Source organism: Paracandidimonas lactea (assembly GCF_021653995.1).
In the GTDB taxonomy this organism is placed as follows: Bacteria; Pseudomonadota; Gammaproteobacteria; order Burkholderiales; family Burkholderiaceae_B; genus Allopusillimonas; species Allopusillimonas lactea.
The window spans coordinates 81,570-103,596 of the sequence record NZ_JAJJOZ010000005.1 but is presented as its reverse complement, the minus strand read 5'-3'; the positions used below and the strand labels follow the sequence as shown (position 1 = coordinate 103,596).

Annotated in this window: 18 protein-coding genes and 1 pseudogene; 13 read left to right on the top strand and 6 right to left on the bottom strand. The window is 63.0% G+C overall.

Features of this window, described 5'->3' with window-relative positions; genetic code table 11:
• Nucleotides 1-10: 10 nt before the first annotated feature.
• Genes fdhF through LOL23_RS10710 form a run of 3 tightly spaced genes read left to right on the top strand, consistent with a single transcriptional unit; the run spans nucleotide 11 to nucleotide 4,153 of the window.
• Nucleotides 11-2,947 carry a formate dehydrogenase subunit alpha gene (fdhF, locus tag LOL23_RS10720; protein WP_237173574.1) on the top strand — a complete coding sequence of 979 codons (2,937 nt, stop codon included), beginning with the start codon at nucleotides 11-13 and terminating at the stop codon, nucleotides 2,945-2,947.
• 13 nt (nucleotides 2,948-2,960) lie between these two features.
• A complete protein-coding gene (gene fdhD, locus LOL23_RS10715) occupies nucleotides 2,961-3,893 on the top strand; it encodes a formate dehydrogenase accessory sulfurtransferase FdhD (RefSeq protein WP_237173573.1) in 933 nt (310 codons plus the stop codon).
• Entirely contained in the window at nucleotides 3,890-4,153 is a 264-nt protein-coding gene (locus LOL23_RS10710; RefSeq protein WP_160981501.1) for a formate dehydrogenase subunit delta, read from the top strand. The genes fdhD and LOL23_RS10710 overlap by 4 nt, the downstream gene beginning before the upstream one ends.
• 105 nt (nucleotides 4,154-4,258) lie before the next feature.
• Here LOL23_RS10710 and LOL23_RS10705 read toward each other — a convergent pair whose 3' ends face one another.
• The gene (locus LOL23_RS10705) at nucleotides 4,259-4,720 is read right to left on the bottom strand and encodes a universal stress protein (protein ID WP_160981503.1); all 462 of its coding nucleotides are present in this window, start codon (nucleotides 4,718-4,720) and stop codon (nucleotides 4,259-4,261) included.
• A 108-nt stretch (nucleotides 4,721-4,828) separates the two neighbouring features.
• On the bottom strand, nucleotides 4,829-5,170 hold the full coding sequence (locus LOL23_RS10700) for a protein tyrosine phosphatase family protein (RefSeq protein ID WP_160981505.1): 342 nt from the start codon (nucleotides 5,168-5,170) through the stop codon (nucleotides 4,829-4,831).
• 60 nt (nucleotides 5,171-5,230) lie between these two features.
• On the opposite strand from LOL23_RS10700, the gene LOL23_RS10695 reads away from it, so the two are divergent.
• The 9 genes from LOL23_RS10695 (at nucleotide 5,231) to fahA (ending at nucleotide 15,066) form a co-directional block, all read left to right on the top strand.
• On the top strand, nucleotides 5,231-5,839 hold the full coding sequence (locus LOL23_RS10695) for a GNAT family N-acetyltransferase (RefSeq protein WP_439652092.1): 609 nt from the start codon (nucleotides 5,231-5,233) through the stop codon (nucleotides 5,837-5,839).
• A gap of 257 nt (nucleotides 5,840-6,096) precedes the next feature.
• Nucleotides 6,097-6,504 carry a group III truncated hemoglobin gene (locus tag LOL23_RS10690; protein WP_160981509.1) on the top strand — a complete coding sequence of 136 codons (408 nt, stop codon included), beginning with the start codon at nucleotides 6,097-6,099 and terminating at the stop codon, nucleotides 6,502-6,504.
• 58 nt (nucleotides 6,505-6,562) lie between these two features.
• Entirely contained in the window at nucleotides 6,563-7,738 is a 1,176-nt protein-coding gene (locus LOL23_RS10685) for an NnrS family protein (RefSeq protein ID WP_369414119.1), read from the top strand.
• 4 nt (nucleotides 7,739-7,742) lie between these two features.
• Nucleotides 7,743-8,210 carry an RrF2 family transcriptional regulator gene (locus tag LOL23_RS10680; RefSeq protein WP_160981511.1) on the top strand — a complete coding sequence of 156 codons (468 nt, stop codon included), beginning with the start codon at nucleotides 7,743-7,745 and terminating at the stop codon, nucleotides 8,208-8,210.
• A gap of 895 nt (nucleotides 8,211-9,105) precedes the next feature.
• The gene (locus LOL23_RS10675) at nucleotides 9,106-10,062 is read left to right on the top strand and encodes an MBL fold metallo-hydrolase (protein ID WP_160981513.1); all 957 of its coding nucleotides are present in this window, start codon (nucleotides 9,106-9,108) and stop codon (nucleotides 10,060-10,062) included.
• An 18-nt stretch (nucleotides 10,063-10,080) separates the two neighbouring features.
• Nucleotides 10,081-11,808, top strand: coding sequence for an FAD-dependent oxidoreductase (locus tag LOL23_RS10670; protein WP_439652091.1), 1,728 nt, complete (start codon nucleotides 10,081-10,083; stop codon nucleotides 11,806-11,808).
• Between the two features lie 102 nt (nucleotides 11,809-11,910).
• Entirely contained in the window at nucleotides 11,911-12,135 is a 225-nt protein-coding gene (locus LOL23_RS10665; RefSeq protein ID WP_160981518.1) for a DUF2783 domain-containing protein, read from the top strand.
• Nucleotides 12,136-12,312: 177 nt separating this feature from the next.
• On the top strand, nucleotides 12,313-13,617 hold the full coding sequence (gene hmgA, locus LOL23_RS10660; RefSeq protein WP_237173571.1) for a homogentisate 1,2-dioxygenase: 1,305 nt from the start codon (nucleotides 12,313-12,315) through the stop codon (nucleotides 13,615-13,617).
• Between the two features lie 135 nt (nucleotides 13,618-13,752).
• Complete coding sequence (fahA, locus tag LOL23_RS10655) at nucleotides 13,753-15,066, top strand: fumarylacetoacetase (RefSeq protein ID WP_237173570.1); 1,314 nt, start codon at nucleotides 13,753-13,755, stop codon at nucleotides 15,064-15,066.
• Nucleotides 15,067-15,155: 89 nt separating this feature from the next.
• On the opposite strand, the gene LOL23_RS10650 is transcribed toward fahA, so the two are convergent.
• Nucleotides 15,156-16,568: an FAD-binding oxidoreductase gene (locus tag LOL23_RS10650; protein WP_160981524.1), complete on the bottom strand. Its 1,413-nt coding sequence runs from the start codon at nucleotides 16,566-16,568 to the stop codon at nucleotides 15,156-15,158.
• Nucleotides 16,569-16,885: 317 nt separating this feature from the next.
• Between LOL23_RS10650 and LOL23_RS10645 the strand changes: the two genes are divergently transcribed.
• Nucleotides 16,886-18,274, top strand: a complete 1,389-nt coding sequence (locus LOL23_RS10645) for a phosphomannomutase/phosphoglucomutase (protein WP_160981526.1) — start codon at nucleotides 16,886-16,888, stop codon at nucleotides 18,272-18,274.
• Nucleotides 18,275-18,392: 118 nt separating this feature from the next.
• Here the strand turns inward: LOL23_RS10645 and LOL23_RS19145 are convergent, their stop codons facing one another.
• From LOL23_RS19145 to LOL23_RS10635, 3 genes and pseudogenes are all read right to left on the bottom strand, one after another.
• Nucleotides 18,393-19,592, bottom strand: coding sequence for a glycosyltransferase family 4 protein (locus LOL23_RS19145; protein WP_439652095.1), 1,200 nt, complete (start codon nucleotides 19,590-19,592; stop codon nucleotides 18,393-18,395).
• 234 nt (nucleotides 19,593-19,826) lie between these two features.
• Nucleotides 19,827-20,885: pseudogene (locus LOL23_RS19140) on the bottom strand (glycosyltransferase); the annotation flags it as partial.
• A gap of 8 nt (nucleotides 20,886-20,893) precedes the next feature.
• A complete protein-coding gene (locus tag LOL23_RS10635; protein ID WP_160981528.1) occupies nucleotides 20,894-22,027 on the bottom strand; it encodes a glycosyltransferase family 4 protein in 1,134 nt (377 codons plus the stop codon).

Sequence of the window (22,027 nt, the reverse complement as noted above, 5' to 3'; positions counted from 1 at the left end):
AGAAGATGACATGCTGGAAACCATGCTCAGCCGCGAACGCGATTTCGGTACCCCGCCGCGCAGCAGCGCGACGCGCGTCAACGTAACCATAGACGGCACCCGTATCGACGTCCCGGCCGGCACATCCGTGATGCGGGCCGCCGCCGAAGGCGGCATCAATATACCGAAGCTCTGCGCATCAGACCAGTTGGAGGCCTTCGGTTCCTGCCGTCTTTGCCTGGTCCAGATTGATGGGCGCCGCGGCTATCCCGCCGCGTGCACCACGCCCGTAGAGCCGAACATGATCATCCATACCAGCACGCCCCGGCTACGCCAACTTCGCCGCGGCGTCATGGAGCTTTATATTTCCGACCACCCGCTCGACTGCCTGACCTGCCCCGCCAATGGCGACTGCGAACTGCAGGACATGGCGGGCGTGGTGGGACTGCGCGAGGTGCGCTACGGCGAGGGCGGCCAGAACCACCTGGACAGCGCCGTCGACCGCTCCAACCCATATTTTGAGTTCGACCCCGCCAAATGCATTGTCTGCAGTCGCTGCGTGCGCGCATGCGGCGAAGTGCAGGGCACCTTCGCATTGACGGTAGGCAGCCGAGGTTTCGCCTCGCACATTGTGGCCGGCCAGAACGAAAGTTTCATGGACAGTGACTGCGTATCCTGCGGCGCCTGCGTGCAGGCCTGCCCCACGTCCTCGCTCATCGAGAAAAGCATTATTGAGCAAGGGCAGCCCGAACACGCCATCATCACCACCTGCGCCTACTGCGGCGTAGGCTGCGCCTTCAAGGCGGAAATGCAGGGCGAGCGGGTGGTGCGCATGACACCCTGGAAAGACGGCAAAGCCAATCACGGCCATGCCTGCGTGAAAGGGCGCTTCGCCTGGGGCTACGCCACACACCCCGATCGCATGCTGTCCCCCATGATACGGACGCGCATTACTGACCCTTGGCGCGAAGTCGGCTGGGACGAAGCCATCGACTACGCGGCATCGGAAATCCGCCGCATCCAGGCTACCTATGGCAACGATGCCGTGGGCGGTATTACATCCTCGCGCTGCACGAATGAGGAAACATACCTGGTGCAGAAAATGGTGCGCGCCGCCTTCGGCACTAATAATGTCGATACTTGCGCACGGGTGTGCCACTCGCCCACAGGCTATGGCCTGAGAACGACGCTGGGTGAATCGGCCGGCACACAAACCTTCGACTCCGTCATGCAGGCGGATGTGGTGATTGTGATGGGTGCCAATCCCAGCGCCGCGCACCCCGTTTTTGCATCGCGCCTGAAACGCCGCCTGCGCGAGGGCGCCAAGCTGATCGTCATCGACCCGCGCCGCATCGACTTGGTGAGCGGGCCATATCTCAAAGCCGATTTCCATCTTCCGGTGCGGCCCGGCGCCAATACCGCCCTGCTGACCGCGATGGCGCATGTGATCGCCACCGAGGGCCTCATCGATGATGATTTCATCGCTGCGCGTTGCGAGCTTCCTGCTTTCGCACAATGGCGGGATTTCGTCATGCGGCCAGAAAATTCGCCCGAAGCCATGCAGGCCGCGACAGGCGTGCCTGCGGCCGATGTACGCGGTGCCGCCCGCCTGTATGCCAGTGGCGGCAATGGTGCGATCTACTACGGCCTGGGCGTGACGGAACACAGCCAGGGCTCGACCACAGTGATGGCGATCGCCAACCTTGCCATGGCCACGGGCAACCTTGGGCGGGAAGGCGTGGGCGTCAATCCCCTGCGAGGACAAAACAACGTCCAGGGCTCCTGCGACATGGGCTCATTTCCGCATGAATTTCCGGGCTACCGCCATGTCTCCGACGACGCCACGCGCAACGCCTTTGCACGCGACTGGGGGGTGCCCCTGCAGGCCGAGCCCGGCATGCGGCTGCCCAATATGTTCGATGCCGCAGTGGGCGGCACTTTCAAGGGGCTGTATTGCCAGGGCGAAGACGTGGTGCAGTCAGACCCCAACACCCGCCACGTCGCGGCCGCGCTCAGCGCCATGGAATGCGTGATCGTTCAGGATATCTTCCTGAACGAAACGGCCAAGTATGCACATGTGTTCCTGCCCGGATCGTCCTTCCTGGAAAAAGACGGCACTTTCACCAATGCGGAAAGGCGCATCTCGCGCGTGCGCAAAGTGATGGCACCCCTTGCAGGCAAGGCTGACTGGGAAGTCACCTGTGCGCTGTCCAATGCGCTGGGCTACCCGATGAATTATGATCACCCTTCCCAAGTGATGGATGAGATCGCGCGGCTGACACCTACTTTTGCCGGCGTATCCTACGACCGCATCGACGCATTGGGCGGCAGTGTGCAATGGCCCTGCAATGCCGCGGCCCCGGACGGCACGCCTATCATGCATGCCAACGCCTTCGTGCGCGGCAAGGGCCGTTTCATGATTACCCAGTATGTGCCCAGCGAAGAGCGCAGCACCCGCAAGTTTCCGCTGCTGCTGACCACAGGCCGCATCCTGTCCCAATACAACGTGGGTGCACAAACGCGCAGGACGGCGAATGTCCAGTGGCATGAGCAGGATATGCTGGAGATACATCCGCACGACGCCGAAGACCGCGGCATCCGCAGCGGCGACCTGGTAGCGGTAGAGAGCCGAGCCGGCGAAACCGTGCTGCGCGCCGAGGTAACCGACCGCGTACAGCCTGGTGTCGTGTACACCACCTTTCATTTTCCGGAATCGGGCGCCAATGTCGTGACAACGGACAGCACGGACTGGGCCACCGACTGCCCGGAATATAAAGTGACCGCTGTACAAGCACGGCGGGTTACCAAGCCCTCGCACTGGCAGGCGGACTGGGCAGCGTTTGACGAGACACAGCACGCACTGCTGACACAACGACAGCGCATGGGCGCGCCAGCGCTCCATGCGCAGGGCCACCTCACAGCCGCAGCCGCCTCCTCTCCTGATCCTACCGCAACCGGCAAACTTTGACGGAGCGAACCGCATGCGTTTACCTGAAGCCCCTGTCCCATCCTCCGCACCCGACGCCATGGCCAATGCACTGCCCGGCCTGCAACGGCGCGCGGTGGTGCGCGGCACGCCGGACGCGCTGCACCGCGACACTGACGATATTGCGGATGAAGTCGCGGTAGCGCTGCAATTCAACGGCATTAGCCACGCGACGGTGCTGGCCACGCCCACCGACCTCGAGGACTTAGCCATCGGCTTCGCCTTTACAGAGGGCATCATCCACAACGCTGAGGAAATCTACGGCATAGACGTAGACACGCGTCCGGAAGGCATTGTGTTGCAGGTTGAGATTGCGAGCGCCCGCATGCACGGCCTGAAACTGCGCCGGCGCACATTGGCCGGCAGGACAGGCTGCGGCCTGTGCGGCTTGGAAAGCCTGGATGACGTACAGCGCGATCTGGCTGTCCTGCCCGCCCCCACCCAAGGTTACCGGGGGGCCGCGCTGACGGGCGCGGCCATACAACTCGACACCCTGCAGCCGCTGCATCGAACGTGCGGCGCCACGCACGCGGCCGGCTGGGCGGACATGAACGGGTGTGTGACTGCCGTGCGCGAGGATGTCGGGCGCCACAATGCACTGGACAAGCTGATCGGCCACCTGCTGCGCCAAGGCGTCGCTACCACAGAGGGCTTTGCGGTGATTTCGAGCCGGGCGAGTTTTGAAATGGTGCAGAAAGCCGCCGCCGCCGGCATCGGGGCATTGGTGGCGGTCTCCGCGCCCACCCGTTATGCGGTGGATATGGCCGAGCGCCTGAACATATTGCTGGCGGGCTTTGTACGCGGCGGCAATTTCACCCTCTACAGCCACGACGAATACTTGAAGAATGAGCCGGGGCACGAAAGCCCGGGGCACGAAAGCCCGGGGCACGAAAGCCCGGGGCGCGAAAGCCCGGGGCGCGAGCCATGAACGATATTGCCCACCTGATACGCCTGGCCAACCGCATTGCCGCATTTTTCGAGGCCATGCCGGACCGGGCCGAGGCGCTGGAAGGCATCGCCAGCCACATTCAGAAGTTTTGGCCACCTGGCATGCGCGCCCCGATGCTGGCGTTTCTGGACGCCCATCCCGATGGCATATTGGGCGATATAGCGCTGAAAGAAATTGCGCGCGAAGCCATCAACCGTAACCGGCAGCGCCTTATGCCCAGCGGCATACCGCCCACCTGAGACTGCGCACGAAACATGAAAAACAGCGTACACATGAAAAAGCGCCCGTTATGCATAACGGGCGCCTTGTTACCGCGACGCCGGCCCAAAGCCGGCGAGGACGCATCAGGAAGATTCTTTGACGCGATATACCAGCACGGCTGTTTTGGCCAGGCTGAGCACCTTGTTGGTGACGCTGCCCAGCAGCAGACGTGACAGGCCGCTGCGGCCGTGGCTGCCGATGAAAATGAGGTCGCAGCCTTCTTCTTCGGCGACCTGAACCAGGCCGTCGGCAACATTGAAATTGGACACCGAGCGGCCCTTGGCCTTGACGCCTGCGGTTTCGGCGCGGTCGAGTACCGCTTTGAGGTATTTCTGAGCCTGCTCCTGCGCAGTCTTGTCGTAGTCTTCGTCGGTGATGGCATAGGCTGCGGCCATGCCATCGAAACCCACAGTGGCTGCAAAGGGCTGCGTGACGTGCAGGGCGATAATTTCGGCCCCGATTTCGCGAGCAAAACAAACACCTTTGTTCGCGGCCTGTGCAGACAGCGAAGACCCGTCAGTTGGGATGAGTATTTTCTTGAACATGGTGTTGGCCCCCATAATTTGCTGTGCCCCGTAGGTTAATGGATTGACATGAATAGTGTACCTAGTGAATACACCCAGGTACTGATTTGCGTCAACACCCGGCGTGCCTCACGGTTGCGTAGCCGCCTGGTACAAATACGTACAGCGCGTACCCGTGCGGCAGTATGCCAGTACAGGTGCGGGCATGGTCTTGAGCAGCTCGGCGAAGCGCTCGACGTCGTGCGGCGTCATGGCGCCGCTGACCACCGGCAGATACGCCACTTGCAGCCCGGCCGCCCGCGCCGCCTCGATGACATCGGCGGACTGGGGCTGATCCGGGCCGCCCTCGAAATCGGGCCGGTTGATGATGACGCTTTTGTAACCCGCGTCGGCGACGGCCCGCATGTCGTCGGGAGCGAGTTGCGGCGCGACGGCGAAATCGTCTGTCAGCGCATTGATGGGAACCGGCATGGGTGACTCCTTGTTTATACTGTGATGCATCGGTCTGTCGCATCCTTCAAGGAAAATAGTATGATCAGCGCCCCTGGTGCGCAAGCCCCTTCCAGCGGCGGCAAGATGCCCGCACAATCCCGCATCGCAGGCCTCGAAATCCGCGACGCAACGCCCGACGATATAGCCAGCGTACAAGCCATTTATGCGCATCACGTCCTGAACAGCATCTACACGTTCGAAGAAATCCCTCCTACTGTCGACGAGATGCGGCAGCGGCTGGACAAGATCACAAACCAGGGGCTGCCATTCCTGGTTGCCGTGCTGGATGGCGTGGTGGTCGGCTATGCCTACGCGGGCCTGTATCGTCCACGCATTGCGTACCGCTACACGCTCGAGGACTCCATCTATCTCTCTCCCCAGCAGTCCGGCAAAGGCCTGGGCAAGGTGCTGCTGGCTGAGCTTCTGCGCCGCTGCGAACAAGGCCCTTGGCGGCAGATGATTGCGGTCATCGCCGGGCACGACAACCGCAGTTCTATATCGCTGCACCGCAGCCTGGGGTTCGCCTATGTGGGCGCACAGCCCGCCACGGGTTACAAACTGGGCCGCTGGATCGACGTGGTGTTCATGCAACGGGCCCTGGGCGCAGGTTCCGGCTCGGCGCCCGATGCATGGGATTTCCCTGGGTAGGCGCAACCGTCCTGCACAGCGGTCTGGCGCCTGCTCTCCACACCATGAGGTGCCGGCGCGGGGCTGACCACCCTACCGTCCGTGATCGTCTGCGTTCCGGCGCCAATCCCTGCATGGATGTGTCTCACGGATGCCTTCCGGATGTCCCACGGATTGACGGCATGCGGCTATTTTTATAAGATTACTTTTAAATAAATCTTTTACCACCCGGCCTCGACACTTCCGGGTGCCCGTTCTCCTACCGTAATCGATACTCCATGGCTCCAGCCGCTTTATGCACTGAACAGGAAATCACTACCCTGGTTCACGATTTTTACGCGCGTGTTCGCGCCGACGCCCTGCTCGGCCCCATCTTTGACGCGCACATCGACGACTGGGACACTCATCTGGCCATCATGGTCCGTTTCTGGTCTTCGGTGCTGCTGGGTTCAGGCACCTACAGCGGCACGCCCATGCCCAAGCATGTGGCGTTGCCGGGGCTGGAACCGCACATGTTTCACCATTGGCTCAAACTCTTTCACAACACCACCGAGACGCTTCCCAATCGGCTGTTCGCGCAGCGCGCCGAAGAGGCGGCGCAGCGCATTGCACGAAGCCTGTGGTTTGGCTACCAGATGAATAATCACCCCGAAACCCTGCCGAGGGATCTTGACCATGGCCGCTGAACACCCCCGCACTACGGTGCAAGAAATCCGTCGCGCTGGCGCGGCCCAGCCATCGGCCATGGCGCCAACGAGCACGGCGCCCGACATGAAGGCTTTTCTCAGCCTGGGCTTCCGCCCGCTGTATATCGCTGGCTGCGCCTGGGCGCTGATTTCCATTGCCATCTGGATTTTCGCGCCTGCGCTCATTACCCAACCCATGTGGGGCGTGGCCTGGCATGCGCATGAGATGCTGTGGGCCTTTATTGGCACCATTGCCGTCGGCTTCCTGCTTACCGCCAGCGCTACCTGGACGGGTTTCAACCCGCTCAAAGGCCCCGGCCTGGGCGCGCTGGCGGTGCTGTGGGTCGTTGCCCGCATCGGTTACTTGGCTGGGGGTATCACGGCGTTTTACATTGCGCTGGCGGCCGAAACGCTGTTCTTCGGTATTGCCGCCATCTGTCTGTTGCGCGTCACGATCAAGGGCAAGAGCCGCCGCAACCAGGGCCTGCCCCTTCTTACGCTGGGTCTGGGCGTGGCCAATTTGCTCTATACCCTGGCCGCGCGCAACAATGACTATCCCAGCCTGATGGCCCACTTCAACCAGGGCTTGCTGTGTATGGCGGTGATTGCGCTGCTGATTGCGCGCCGCGTTATTCCTTTCTTTGCCATGCGCATGGTGCCGGGCCTTGAGATCCCCATGCTCACGCGCAGCGGCCATGCGCAAATGGTGTTGAGCGTCGCCGCCATCGCCTTCAGCCTGCTGCAGGCGCCCGTGCTGATGGCGATCACGCTGGCGGCAACGGGGCTGATCGCGCTCTGGCAGCTGTTTTGCTGGAAGCCTGCGGCCGTGCTGCGCAAGCCGATGCTGTGGATTTTGTACCTGGGTTATGCCAGCATGGCGGTCGGCTTGCTGGTTGCCGCCTGCTACGAAGCCGGGCTGGGCGGCGGTGTGCTGGCCCGCGCCGCGGTACATGCACATGTTATCGGTATGGGCGGTTTTGCGGTGCTTATCATCGGTATGGTCACACGCACGGCGCTTGGCCACTTGGGCCGGCCGCTCAAGCTTGATGGCAGTATGCTGGCCAGCTATTGGCTGATGGTGGCGGCCGTGGTGCTGCGTCTGGCCGCGCTGGCGCCTACCAATGCCAGTTTGTTGCTTTTGCAGGCGGCGGCGGCCAGCTGGATCGCATGCATGGCGCTGTATCTGTGGCGTTTCGTACCGATGCTGATACGGCCCCGCCCTGACGGGAAGTGATGCCATGCGCCTGACGTCGATGACGGATTACGCGATGCGCCTGCTGATGTATGTCGGGCAGCATCCCGAGCGCTTGTGTACGATTGCGGAGATCGCCCAGGCGTACGGTATTTCAGAGCCGCACCTTATGAAGATCACTCACCGGCTGGCGCAGTTGGGCTGGCTGGAAACCATACGCGGCAAGAACGGTGGCATGCGGCTCGCCAAGGCGCCTGGCGCTATTAATCTGGGCGCGGTGGTGCGGGACATCGAGAATGATTTGGCCGTGGTGGAGTGCCTGGGCGCGGACAGCCGCTGCACGCTTAGCGGTACCTGTGGCCTCACGGGCATTATGCAAGGTGCGCTGGGTGCGTTTCTGCGTCATCTGGACGGTTATACGCTGGCCGATATTATTGCGCCGGGCGGTTGCGACGCGCGGTCAGGTCTGGCTGCCGGGGAGCAGCAGGTGGTGTTCAAGAAGGCGCCTGCCTAGGAGGGCCGCGGGTCTCCTGATTTCGCCCGTTGTACGTCTCTCGTCTCTCGTCTCTCGTCCCTCGTCCCTCGTCCTTCGTCTCTTTTCCCTCGTCGCTCTTCGCGCTTGGCTGGCGGCGGTTCGCTTGCCGTGGTCTTTGTTCTTTAGCCGGGGCGCCGTGGCGAGGCAGGCTGGTCGCTTCGATCGCTCGCCCCTTCGGGGTTCCCGTCAAATTCACGCGCTTTCAGCGGCGTGTGCGAACTCGCCCTTTTGCCCCTGCGGGGCAACGGCGCTCAAACAGGCGCTCACGCTTTTTCGCTGAAAGCACGCGAATTTGACGGCGAGCTCAAGGCGCACCCAGCCTGCCTCGCCACGGCGCCCCTCAGGTGGAATGCTGTTGGGAGAATGGAGCGGACAGGCGCTCACGCTTTTTCGCTGAAAGCGCGTGAATTTGACGGCGAGCTCAAGGCGCACCCAGCCTGCCCCGCCACGGCGCCCCTCATGTCGAATGCTGTTGGGGGGCGGGACAGCCTATTTGCTACGTGATGCGCCCTAGAGCCTACACGGCGACAGCGATGAGTTAGAACACAAACGGAGGCCAGCTCAAAAGTCCGCATTCGGCGGGAGCGATGGCAACGTACAGAAGACGATTGCTCGGGCACCACAAATTCGTAATTAACAAATGAATTGCACATACACAAATATTGCACTATTATTTGAAGCATAGAGCTTCCCCGCCGCTCAACAGCCGGCTACCCTTTCCAGACGTCGGCAAACACAACTCGACGCGGCCGGAAGCGCACTGCAGTGCCGCCAAAACGGCCGATAGAAAGAGACACATAAAGAGACACCTCCCGCCCAGGGCCAACACACCGATATCGCCTAGACCGCGGAACCAATACCACCCGGAGCCCCTATGACACAGAAACAGTTTGCCTCTCACGCTGATCTCGAGGACAAAATCGCCTCGTTTGAAAAGCTCTCCGACAATGCCTACGCCTACACTGCCGAAGGCGACCCCAACACCGGCGTTATCATCGGCGACGACGCTGTGATGGTCATCGATACCCAGGCCACGCCGGTCATGGCTCAGGGTGTCATTGACCGCATCAAAGAAGTGACCGACAAGCCGGTCAAGTACATCCTGCTGTCTCACTACCATGCCGTGCGGGTCTTTGGCGCCTCGGCTTACCATGCGCAAGAGATCATCGCCAGCCGCGACACCTGGGATCTCATCGTCGAACGCGGCGAACAGGACAAAGCCAGCGAAATCGGCCGCTTTCCGCGCCTGTTTCGCAATGTCGAGTCCATCCCACCCGGTCTCACTTGGCCCACCATCACCTTCCAGGGCCACATGACCGTCAACCTGGGCAATCTTGAAGTGCAGATCATGCAGGTCGGCCGCGGGCACACAAAGGGCGACACTATCGCCTGGCTGCCCGAGCAGCGTATTCTTTTCGCCGGCGACCTGGTCGAATACCAGTCCACCCCCTACGCCGGCGACGCCTACTTCCGCGACTGGCCGCAAACGCTGGATACGCTGGCAGGGTTCGACGCAGAGAAAATGGTGCCCGGCCGTGGCCCCGCCCTTAAGTCGGCCGACGAAGTGCGCAAGGGGCTGGCCGGCACCCGGGCCTTCCTCACCGACCTGTACAGCAGCGTCAATAACGGCGTGGCCGCGGGCAAAGACCTGAAGACGATCTACCGCGAAACCTATGACTTCATGAAGCCCCGTTACGCCGACTGGGTGATCTTTGACCATTGCATGCCCTTCGACGTTTCGCGTGCCTATGACGAAGCCACCGGCTACGAAGACCCGCGCATCTGGACTGCAGAACGCGACATCGAGATGTGGAAGCAACTCGAAGGCTGAGTCAGACAGGAGCAGGCTGTGGGAGACATCGACTATCAAAGCCTGGCGTTCGACTACATACCAAGAAGCGCCAGCGGAACCGAACACCAGCACATCACTATTGTGGGCGCGGGCCCTGTAGGCCTCACCCTCGCACTGCAGTTGGCTGGCCGCGGCCAGCGCGTGCTACTGCTGGACGACGACAATCGCCTGTCCACTGGCTCGCGCGCCATCTGCTTCGCCAAGCGCACTCTGGACATCTGGGACCGCCTGGGGGTCGGCGATCGCATGGTGGACAAGGGTGTGTCGTGGAATATCGGTCGCGTCTTTTTCAAAGACGAAGAAGTGTGGCAGTTCGACCTGCTGCCGGAGCAGGGTCACCGGCGCCCCGCCTTCATTAACCTGCAGCAGTATTACTGCGAGGGCTATCTGTACGAGGCCGCCGCCGCCCACCCCAACATTGATGTGCGCTGGAAGAGCAAGGCGGTGGGCCTGCAACAGCGCGACAATGGCGCCGAGGTTAGCGTCGAGACGCCCGACGGCAGCTATACGGTGTTCACCGATTGGCTCATTGCCTGCGATGGCGCGCGCTCTCCACTGCGCCACATGCTGGGCCAGGAAACGCACGGCCAAGTGTTTCGCGACCGCTTCCTGATCGCGGACGTCAAGATGCACGCCGATTTCCCTACCGAGCGGTGGTTCTGGTTCGATCCACCCTTCCACCCTGGCCAGTCCGTGCTGCTGCACAGTCAGCCCGACAACGTCTGGCGTATCGACTTCCAGCTTGGCTGGGATGCCGACCCGAAAGAGGAAACCAAGCCTGAGAAAGTCATCCCCCGCATCCAGGCCCTGTTGGGCGAAGACGTGCGCTTTGAGCTTGAATGGGTAAGCATCTACACCTTTGCCTGCGAACGCATGGATCACTTCCGCCATGGCCGTGTCGTCTTCGCGGGCGACGCGGCTCATCGGGTGTCGCCGTTCGGTGCGCGCGGCGCCAACAGCGGCGTGCAGGATGCGGATAATCTGGCCTGGAAGCTGGATCTCGTTTGCCGGGGGCTTGCGCCTGATGCGCTGATTGACAGCTATGCCGCCGAGCGCGAGCAAGCGGCCGACGAAAACATTGCCCACTCTACGCATTCCACCGACTTCATCACGCCAAAAAGCGAGATCAGCCTGCTGTTCCGCAATACCGTTCTGGCCCTGGCTCGAACGCATGAGTTCGCACGCAAGCTGGTGAACAGCGGCAGGCTGTCCACGCCTACTGCTTATACCGGTTCGCCCCTGAGCACACCGGATGTCGACGATTTCAGCCACGCGCCACCGCTGGGCGATGTGGCGCCCGATGGCCCGGTTACGCTCAACGGCGAACATGCGTGGTGGCTGGGCGAACTGGGAGCCGGTTTTACCGTAGCGCTGTTCTGCAATACGCACATTCCCAACCCTGAGCAGCGGCGCGCCTTGGCAGAGCTGGAGCAAGGCCCGCTCAAGGTCAAGGTAGTGCTGGCTCTGTCGCCGGCGCTGGCCCGCAAGGCGCCGGCCGGCATGCATTGCGTGGTCGATCAGCAGATGACGCTCGCGCGCCGCTACGACGCGCGCCAGGGCGCCTGTTACTTGATCCGGCCCGATCAGCATATCGCCGCACGCTGGCGGCGGCTGGACATGGCCCGGATACAGCAGGCGTTGCTGCGCGCCACAGCCGTCCCCGGACAGGCATTGACGCAGGCCGCGCAAACACGGGATGAACACGCCCGAGACGAAGATGCTTGAGACGAAGATGCCTGGAACGCGCAACCCCTGGGCGAGCCAGCGAGATATTGATGAAGGCGGCGTGCGCGTATACAGGCCGAAAGAATCGAGGAGATCAACACCATGAATACGTTACTCAACACCCTGCCCGGCTTGGCCGCGCCCGATGATTTCTATGAACGCCTCATCGATGCGCACCGCGATTTGAGCACCGCGCAGAGCCATGCCATGAATGCAGCGCTGGTGTTGTTGCTGGCTAACCATATCGGCGACCTGGATGTGATCACCCAGGCGCTGGAATATGCTCGCGCAGCGGTGGTGCCGCACGCGGAAGCTGCCACCGCTTAAGCGGGGCGGCACCACCGCTCCCGCTACAGCGCAGCATGCACGCCAACACGCAGCTGCGCTAAACACCCGTGTTTATAAAACACACACGCAGGACACCCGTGAACAACCGCGTTGCCAATATTTCGGCATCCATTTATGGAACACGCACGCAGGACACCCACTTTCAGGACACACACCATGACTGCTACTCTTGTCTACCAGACCGGCTTTGGCAACCAATGCGCCACCGAAGCGCTGCCCGGCGCCCTGCCCGTGGGCCGCAATTCACCGCAAGTCTGCCCCTACGGCCTGTACGCGGAACAGCTTTCTGGCACCGCCTTCACCATGACACGCGCCGAGAATCGCCGGTCTTGGCTATATCGCATCCGCCCTGCCGCGATGCAAGACGCCTTCGTACCCTACGAGGGCGCACAAGGATGGCAAACGGACTTCAACACAACGCCCGCCTCACCCAACCGCCTGCGCTGGAACGCTCTGGATATCCCGCAGGCGCCGACGGATTTCGTGGACGGCATGCACACTTGGGCCGGCAACGGCAACAGCAATGACCAGATCGGCGTGGCGATCAGCCTGTATGCCATCAACCAGTCGATGACGCGGCGCGTGTTCTACAACGCCGACGCCGAGATGATGTTCGTGCCCGAGCACGGCCGCCTGCGCCTGGCCACCGAGTTGGGCCGCATGGACATCGAACCCTGCGAGATCGCCGTCATCCCACGCGGGGTGCGCTTCCGCGTCGAACTGCTGGAACAGGCCGCGCGCGGCTATGTCCTGGAAAACTATGGCGCACCACTGCGCCTGCCGGAACTGGGCCCGATCGGCTCGAATGGTATGGCCAATGCGCGCGACTTCCAGATACCGGTGGCCTGGTATGAAGACATCGAAGGCCCCTACACGCTGATCGCCAAGTTCAGCGACAGCTTCTGGCAAACGACGCTGCAACATTCGCCGCTGGACGTAGTGGCATGGCATGGCAACAACGCGCCGTACAAATATGACCTGCGCCGTTTCAACATTATCGGCTCGATCAGCTACGACCATCCCGATCCTTGCCTGTTCACGGTGCTCACCTCGCCCTCGGATACTGCCGGCGCGGCCAATATAGATTTCGCCATTTTCCCGCCCCGGATCCTGGCCATGGAGAACACCTTCCGGCCGCCCTGGTTCCACCGCAACTTCGCCAGCGAATTCATGGGATTGATCCAAGGTGTGTACGATGCCAAGGCCGAAGGCTTTGTGCCAGGCGGCGCCAGCCTGCACAACTGCATGAGCCCGCACGGCCCCGATGCCGAGACCTTTGAAAAAGCCACTGCCGCCGACACCAGCAAGCCGCATTACATTCGCGATACCATGGCATTCATGTTCGAGACCCGGCGCGTCATCCGCCCCACGCAGGCCGCTCTGTCGGCAGGCACGCTGCAGCAAGGCTACGACGCCGTGTGGTCGGGGATCAATAAGCACTTCAACCCCGAGAAGCGCTAAGCGGATAAAAGGCATACCGCGAGAAGGCGAGGCATCAAAGGCCCCGCTTTCGCAACAGTAAACGTAATGACTGTATCGACTGACACAAGCGCTGCGCAACAACAGCAGCATGATGCAGATAACAGAGGACACCGCATGACCCACCTGAACGAAACCCACGATCCTTCCTTGCAAAGCTGGGTTGCTGCCGCCAACGCGCCGGACAATGGTTTCCCCATCCAGAACCTGCCCTTTGGCGTCTTCAGGCCCCGCAATGACGGCCTGCTGCGCCCGGGCGTAGCAATCGGCGACCAGATCCTTGATCTGGCCGCGCTGGCCGAGCGCCATTCATGGACAGGCCTGGCCGCCGAAGCACTGGATGCCTGTCAGGGTGATTCCCTCAACAACCTGATGGCCCTGGGGCAGGCACATTGGTCTGCGCTGCGTCTGGCGCTCTCGCGCGCGCTGCGCAGCGGATCACCACTGCAATCCACGCTCGAGCCGCTGCTCACACCCATGAACCAGGCCGAGCTCGCCCTGCCCGCACGCATTGGCGACTACACCGACTTCTATGTCTCTTTGCACCATGCAACAACGGTAGGCAAACAGTTCCGGCCCGACAACCCATTGCTGCCCAACTACAAATGGGTGCCCATCGGCTACCATGGCCGCGCCTCCAGCATTGGTGTGGCGCAACAGTTCCCGCGCCCCAAGGGCCAGATACGCCCGCAGGCGGAAGGCGGCGAACCGGGCTTCGGCCCCTCCCAGCGGCTGGACTATGAGTTGGAGCTGGGCGTCTTTATCGGCACCGGCAATGCGCAAGGTGAGCCGATTGCCATCGACGACGCTGAAAAACATGTGTTCGGGCTCTGCATCCTGAACGACTGGTCCGCCCGCGACCTGCAGGCCTGGGAGTATCAGCCGCTGGGCCCCTTCCTGGCCAAGAACTTCGCCAGCACAATTTCGCCGTGGATCGTGACGCTGGAGGCGCTGGCGCCCTTCCGCGTCCCCTTTACACGCGGACAGGGAGAACCCGCCCCCTTGCCTTACCTGCAAGCCAAAAATGCCGCAGAGGCCGCCTTCGATATCGAACTGGATGTCTATCTGAGCACTGAGCAATCACGCGCAAAACAGGCCGAGCCGGCGCACGTTTCGAGCAGCAATTTCAAAAACGCAGCCTACTGGACTGTAGCGCAGATGGTGGCGCATCACACCGTAAACGGCTGCAATCTGTCGGCCGGCGACATGCTGGGCACCGGCACGCTGTCGGGCCCGGCTGCGGGGCAGGAAGGCTCATTGCTCGAATCTACCGCAGGCGGCAAGCAACCGCTCACGCTGCCGTGGGGCGAGCAACGCATGTTTCTGCAGGATAACGACGAAATCATCCTCCGCGCCCACGCCCGCAAACCAGGCTATCCGACCATCAGCCTGGGCGAAGCGCGCGGCAGGGTGCTGCCCGCCAGGGGCTGACGGCCTGCCGGCCAGCAAGGGGCGCCGCCCCTTGCGCCACGCGGCGCCGCCTGGCAAAGGCAACGCCGCCCCCGTACACACGCGCGCCGTCAGGCCAGCACTTTGCCGGGGTTCATCAGCCCATGCGGATCAAGGGCATCCTTGATCCGCCGCATCAATGCCAACTCGACCGGGTCTTTATAACGGGGCAGCAGATCACGCTTGAGCTGGCCCACGCCATGCTCGGCGCTGATCGAACCGCCGAAGCGGTGCACGCTGTCGTGCACCAAGGTATAGACTTGGTTTTGCAAGGCCAGCAGCGCTTCTTCATCGTAGCCAGTGCCTTTGGCCACGTTGTAGTGCAGGTTGCCATCGCCCAGGTGGCCGAAGATCACATGCTCCACACCCGGAAAAGAGGCCTGCAGCGCTGCATTGGTTTCGGTCACGAACTGCGCGATGCGCGACACAGGCACCGAGACATCGTGCTTGATGCTTTTGCCAAAAGCCTTTTCCGCAAGCGGGATGCTTTCGCGCAAATGCCACAACGCCTTGCTTTGGGCGATGTTCTCGGCAATGACAGCGTCAGCCACCAGGCCTGATTCGATTACCTCTCCCAACACGGCCTCGAAGCGCTCGCGTGCGTGCGCTGCGCTTTCGCTATCAGACAGCTCCAGCAGCGCATACCAGGGCATGGCCGCCGACTCGCCCTCGAAAGGCAGGCGCTGCTGCGGATAGCATTGCACCACCCCCTGCAGGCAATTGCCCGCAATCAGCTCGAACCCGGTAAGCGCGGGGCCGAAGCCTTTGCGCGCCGCCGACAGCACCGACACCCCATCTTCGACGGACTGCAGCGCCACCAGCGCCGTGCAGCTGGCCACCGGCAGCGGGTACAGCTTGAGCGTGGCAGCGGTAATGATGCCCAGCGTGCCTTCGCTGCCCATGTACAGGTCGCGCAGGTCGTAACCGGTATTGTCTTTGCGCAGGCCCCGCAGGCCATGCCAGATATCGCCTTCAGCAGTAACGACTTCGAGGCCCAGCACCAGCTCGCGCGCATTGCCATATCGCAGCACCTGCGTACCGCCGGCATTGGTGGACAGATTGCCGCCTATGGTGCAGCTACCTTCGGCAGCCAGGCTGAGCGGAAACAGCCTGCCGGCGTCTCGCGCGGCCTGCTGCACCGATTGCAGGATACAGCCGGCCTCGACCACCATGGTGTCGTTGTCAGTATCTATGCCGCGCACCTTATCCAGCCGCGTCAGCGAGATGACCACGGCCGCGCCGCTGCCGTCGGGCGTGGCCGCACCGCACAGGCTGGTGTTGCCGCCCTGGGGCACCATGGGCACCTTGTGCGCCACGCACCAGCGCACCAGTTGCGCCACTTCTTCGGTGGAGCCGGGCCGTGCCACCGCCAGCGCCTCGCCCTGGTAGCGGCCGCGCCAGTCTGTGACGTACGACTGCGCCGGGGCGCCGGTCAGCACGTGCTGCCGGCCCAACATCTGCACCAGTTCCTCGATGCGTTCCATGGTCCGTCTGTTCCCTTTAATGAGTGTAGAGAGCTGAAGAATATAATGCCTGCGCTATGGCACACAGGAGCCGGCGCGTGGCTGGCATGCGCCGACGCATGCCCCCCGCACAGGGGCCAACACCAGCACCCTGTGCGCCAGATCGCCCCATTTTAAGCCTACGCGCCGAGGCGGCGCCGAAACAAGTGGACACGGTGCCCGCTTCCCGGGCCGGCGGGCGGCGTATGATTGCGCCATAATCAAATCGACAAGAAAAATCAACGCTTCACAACACAGCATCATAGATATCAGCATAAAAGAGATTGAAGGAACCCTCCGTGACATCCACATCGATACCCGCAGCCGTCTTCAAAGCCTACGATATCCGGGGCATCGTGCCCACGCAGCTCAATCCCGAGTTCGCGCGCCTGCTGGGGCTGGCACTGGCGCAGCAAGCGCGCGCGCAGGGCATTGCCGCGCTGGCGGTTGGCTATGACGGCCGCCTCAGCAGCCCCAAACTCGCACAGGCACTGCAAGAGGGCATACATACGGGCGGTATCGACACGATCGACATTGGCCTGGTGCATACCCCGCTGGTGTACTACGCCGCCTACCACGAACACACCGGCTCGGGCATCGCCATCACGGGCAGCCACAACCCGCCCGATTACAACGGCTTCAAGATCATGCTGGGCGGCAAGGCGCTGTACGGCGACGGCATCCAGGCGCTGGCCGCCATCATGGCCCAACCCGAGTCCACTACAGGCCTGCGGCGCGGCACACGGCGCGAGCTCGACCTGGTGGGCGGCTATGTACGGCATATCGCCGATACCGTAAAGCTGGCCCGGCCAATGAAAATCGCCATCGACTGCGGCAACGGCGTGGGCGGCAAAGTGGCTCCCCGCCTGTACGAGGCACTGGGCTGCAAAGTAGACCAACTGTTTTGCGACGTGGACGGCAGCTTCCCCAATCACCATCCCGATCCGGCCGACCCGCACAATCTTGTCGACCTGATTAGCCACGTACAGAGCACCGACTGCGAACTCGGCCTGGCCTTCGACGGCGATGGCGACCGCCTGGGCGTGGTCACCAAATCCGGCCAAATCATCTGGCCCGACCGCCAACTCATCCTTTTCGCCCAAGACATTCTGCGCCGCGAGCCCGGCGCCGATATTATTTTCGACGTCAAATGCAGCCGCCACGTAGCCCGCGAAATCAAGAATGCGGGCGGCAAGCCGCTGATGTGGCGCACCGGGCACTCGCTCATCAAGGCCAAGTTGGCCGAAACCGGCGCCCCGCTGGCAGGCGAGATGAGCGGCCATATCTTCTTCAAGGAGCGTTGGTTCGGCTTTGACGACGGCCTCTATGCCGGCGCGCGCCTGCTCGAGATTCTGTCGGGCTACGACAATCCGTCGGCCATCCTGGAAGCGCTGCCGCAAGACGTGTCCACACCCGAAATCAAGATGGAAATGAAGGAAGGCGAGGCGCATGCCCTGGTGGCCCGCCTGCAGAGCGAAGGCCAGTTTCCACAGGCCGTCAGTCTCAGCACCATCGACGGCGTGCGCGCAGAATACCGCAACGGCTTCGGCCTGGCCCGCGCGTCCAACACTACCCCGGTGGTGGTGCTGCGGTTCGAGGGCGATACGCAGGAAGACCTGGACAGCATCATGGACGAATTCCGCACCGCCATCAACACATTGGCGCCAGGCATCGACACGGGCTTTTAAGCAGCGTCGGCACTGTGTCGGGGCGTATGCCTGGCTTGCCGTCCGCGGCGCGTCGCCATCGTCAACGCGGCGGCGCCGCAAGGTCGACGCGGCGCCATGCACCGCTCAAGCGCGGGCCCTACCCGCCGAGGCTGGCGTATACATCAAGGTGCGCCCGCACGACGTGACGCACATCGAACTCGCGCTCTGCGAGGCGGCGGCCGGCTTCGCCCATGGCCTGGCGCTGCGGGGCATTCGCTGCCAGCGCGCATACCGCATCGGCCAGCGCCCGCGGATCGCGCGCGGGCACCAGCAGGCCCGACACGCCGGGCTCGATCGCATCGCGGCAGCCGGGTACGTCTGTGGTGACCACCGCACGCCCGACGGCCGCCGCCTCCACCAGCGACTTGGGCAGCCCCTCGCGGTAAGAAGGCAGCACCACGATATGCGACTGCGCGTAAAGCTGCGCGATGTCGCGCCGCTCGCCTAAACAGTCCACCACGCCCTCACGCTGCCAGGCATTGAACTGCACCGCCGAAATACTGGCCGGGTTGCCCGGATCCGGTGCGCCGGCCAACACCCACCGAATGGCGGGCACGCCATCGGTCGGGGCGCTTCCTGCAGGCTTTTCCGCTTCTGTATCCTCGCTGGCGCCTGTTGGGCTCCCGGCATTGTCGTGAGCCGCCTTCTCCGCCGCAAGACGCGCGGCTTCCACAAACTCGCGCACGCCCTTGTCCTCCAGCAGACGGGCAGCCATGATGGCCACCACCGGCGGTGCTGGCGGCTCGGGTGTATAGGGGAAGGCATCCAGATCCACACCCGACCCGCGGATCATGACGGCCTGCTCCGAGCGCACGACGCGCAGTCTACGCAGGGTGTCGCGATCATTGGCATTCTGAAAAATCACCCGGCTGTTGCGATGCCCCAGGGCAAGCCGGTACAGTGCGATCGCCGCCGTACGCAGCACGTCCACGCCGCGCACCGAGCGCATGAAAATAAAGCCCAGCCCGGATACGGCTGCCACAAAGCCCCGCACACGCGCCAGCCGCGCTGCGATACCACCATAGAGCACCGGCTTGATGGTGACCGCATGCACGATATCGGGCCGTACTGCGCGAAACAGCCGCCATAAGGCATACAACGTCTGCAGTTCCTGCATCGGATTGCGGCCGCTGCGCGACATGGGGATGGCATGGTGCGTGAAGCCCAGCCGCTGTATCTCGGCCACCGCGTAGCCATCCATGGTCGCTACATGTACATCGTAGCCCGCTTCCCGCGCCCCCTGCGCCACCGGCAAGCGGTGCGATAAAAAAAACGCTGGGTTGTTCACAACCATCATCAGCCGCTTGCCGGTCGCTGCAGCATCGCCGCCATCAGCAACGACATCAGCAATGGCGTCGGCAGCCGCGCTCTCGGCATCGGCCAGCGACCACGCCGCATAAGACTGCCCTGCGTCGGCCGGGCGACGTGCGGGATAGTCGCGCGCCAAGCGCTGCCATACCACATGGTAACCATCCACCATGGCCTGCAGGCTGAAGCGTGCCTGCACCCGCGCGCGCCCTCGCGCCGCGCGATCCGCCTGCTCGGCAGTGCGCAGCGTATCCAACGCGGCATCAATCATCGCGCCCAGCGCCGCTGGATCGCGCGGCGCCACCACCCAACCCGTGTCGCCCACAATCAGCGCCGCATCGCCCACATCAGTGACCACGCACAGCACACCTGTCGCCATGGCTTCGGCCACCACATTCGGAAACCCTTCTGCCCTGCTGGACAGCACGTGCACATCCAAACCGTTCATCAGACGCGGCACATCGTCGCGCCGGCCCAGCAAAATCACCTGCTCGCGCACGCCCTGCCGCTCGAGCAGGGTCATCAGATCACCGTTGTCTTCCCGCATGCCCTCACCGATCAGCACGCAGCGAGCCGCCGGCTGCGCGCGCAATGTATGCGCGAATGCCGCAATCAGTGTGGGATGGTCCTTGAGCGGATTCCAGCGCGCCACGCTCCCGATCACCGGCGTGTCGTCATCCACACCCCATTCGGCGCGCACAGCCTTGCGCGCCGAGGCATCCGGCTGCCAGCGGGACAGATCGTAGCCGTTGGGGATCACGAGCATGCGGTCGTCGCGATAGCCGGCTTGGCGGTGCAGCACACGCGCCTGCTCGGCACAAGCCACGATCACCCCCGGCACCAACCCGGACAGCGGCGCACTCGCCGTCTGGCACCAGCGCGCCGAGCGGCTGCTTTTCTCGAGATCGGCGCCCGAATTGCGTATACCCCAGGCCACGGCTCGTACACCTGCGGCACGCGCCACGATACCGCCGATCAGGTCGGCATGATACATCCAGGTCTGTACGACATCGGGATTGATCTCGCGCAGCAGGCGATGCATACGCGCTATGCCGCGCGCCATCCCCTTGGCGCCCTGCATGTGCAGCGTATGCACAGTAATGCCGGCCTCGCGCAGCCGCGGGCCGAAGACACCCTCGCCGCCCATCGAGATCACGCAGTTCCAGTCCGCTTGGCCGGGCGCCGTCAACAGCCGGTGCAGCACGGTTTCCGCGCCACCCACATACAGGCCCGAGATAATGTGCACCACACGCAGCGGCCTGCCCTCACGCAAGACACTCATCGATTCCGTCATTGCACACTCTCCCGCGCCGCGCGCCCCGCCCGTTCAAACAATGCATCCCAACGCGCCACAATCTCGGCCATGCCATAGTTCTCGCGTACCGATTGTGCAGCCCGCCGGCCCATCACCTCGCGCAGGAGTGGATCGCGCATCAGACGTGCCAGCGCGTCTTCAAGCGCCTGCTGGTCGCCCAGTGGCACCAATTCGGCAAACTGCCCGTCACACGTGATTTCACGCGGCCCACTGGGGCAATCTACCGTCACACAAGCGCGGCCCAATGCCATGGCTTCCAGCAGCACATTCGGAAAACCCTCAACCTCGGACACCAGGGCAAACGCGTCTGCTGCCGCCATCTCGTGCCAGGGACGATCGGTGCGGCCGGGCAATGCAATACGGCCGCCCAGACCCAGCGCCACTACCTGCGCCTCAAGTTCGGGCCGCAGCGGCCCTTCGCCCCAAATCACCAGATCCCAGTCGGGAAAATCCGGCGCCAACGCTGCAAACGCTTGGATCAACACAGCGAAGCGCTTGCTGGCGACAAGCCGCCCCATGGCCATCAATTTCAGCCGGCCGTCGGGCGCCGCACCCTGGCGCTGGACAACAGCGTCCGGGATATCGTCGGGCAGGGGGTTGGGCATGACCGCCAACTCGGTAACGCCTGGCTCCATCTTCTGAAACGCCCGCATGCCGTCACGCGACTGGAGCACCACCAGCGACGCCCAGGGATAGGTATAGCTGCGCAGACGGCCGAAAACCGGCCCCGCACTGCTGCTGAAGGCCGGATTGGTGCGCTCGCTGACCAGCACCGGCACGCCCAGGCGGCGCGTGGCCAACAGCACCATCACATTCACATTCGTCAAGAAAGACACAACGACATCAGGCTTGAACTCACGCACCATCTTGCGGATCGCAAGCCACTTGGCCAGCGGCGGCCACAGCTTGCGGCCCAGCCAGCCCATGCGGTCGGCCAGATACTGCAGCCGCACATCGGGGTGCAGGGGATAAAAACAACTGCCCTTGCCCGTGTAGGTGGGCACAAGCGCCACCGTATCGCCGCGCGCCGCCCAGGCGCTGGCCAGCGACGCGGCCACGCGTTCTGCGCCGCCGGCATGCATAGAACTGACAAAAAACAGAATCCTCAC

Coding starts and splice junctions, on each gene's coding strand:
- fahA (WP_237173570.1), top strand. CDS start 13,753: ATGACCCACCTGAACGAAACCCACGATCCTTCCTTGCAAAGCTGGGTT.
- LOL23_RS10650 (WP_160981524.1), bottom strand. CDS start 16,568: ATGGAACGCATCGAGGAACTGGTGCAGATGTTGGGCCGGCAGCACGTG.
- LOL23_RS10705 (WP_160981503.1), bottom strand. CDS start 4,720: ATGTTCAAGAAAATACTCATCCCAACTGACGGGTCTTCGCTGTCTGCA.
- LOL23_RS10680 (WP_160981511.1), top strand. CDS start 7,743: ATGCGCCTGACGTCGATGACGGATTACGCGATGCGCCTGCTGATGTAT.
- LOL23_RS10700 (WP_160981505.1), bottom strand. CDS start 5,170: ATGCCGGTTCCCATCAATGCGCTGACAGACGATTTCGCCGTCGCGCCG.
- LOL23_RS10690 (WP_160981509.1), top strand. CDS start 6,097: ATGGCTCCAGCCGCTTTATGCACTGAACAGGAAATCACTACCCTGGTT.
- LOL23_RS10710 (WP_160981501.1), top strand. CDS start 3,890: ATGAACGATATTGCCCACCTGATACGCCTGGCCAACCGCATTGCCGCA.
- fdhD (WP_237173573.1), top strand. CDS start 2,961: ATGCGTTTACCTGAAGCCCCTGTCCCATCCTCCGCACCCGACGCCATG.
- LOL23_RS10695 (WP_439652092.1), top strand. CDS start 5,231: ATGATCAGCGCCCCTGGTGCGCAAGCCCCTTCCAGCGGCGGCAAGATG.
- LOL23_RS19145 (WP_439652095.1), bottom strand. CDS start 19,592: ATGATGGTTGTGAACAACCCAGCGTTTTTTTTATCGCACCGCTTGCCG.
- hmgA (WP_237173571.1), top strand. CDS start 12,313: ATGACTGCTACTCTTGTCTACCAGACCGGCTTTGGCAACCAATGCGCC.
- LOL23_RS10675 (WP_160981513.1), top strand. CDS start 9,106: ATGACACAGAAACAGTTTGCCTCTCACGCTGATCTCGAGGACAAAATC.
- LOL23_RS10665 (WP_160981518.1), top strand. CDS start 11,911: ATGAATACGTTACTCAACACCCTGCCCGGCTTGGCCGCGCCCGATGAT.
- fdhF (WP_237173574.1), top strand. CDS start 11: ATGCTGGAAACCATGCTCAGCCGCGAACGCGATTTCGGTACCCCGCCG.
- LOL23_RS10685 (WP_369414119.1), top strand. CDS start 6,563: ATGGCGCCAACGAGCACGGCGCCCGACATGAAGGCTTTTCTCAGCCTG.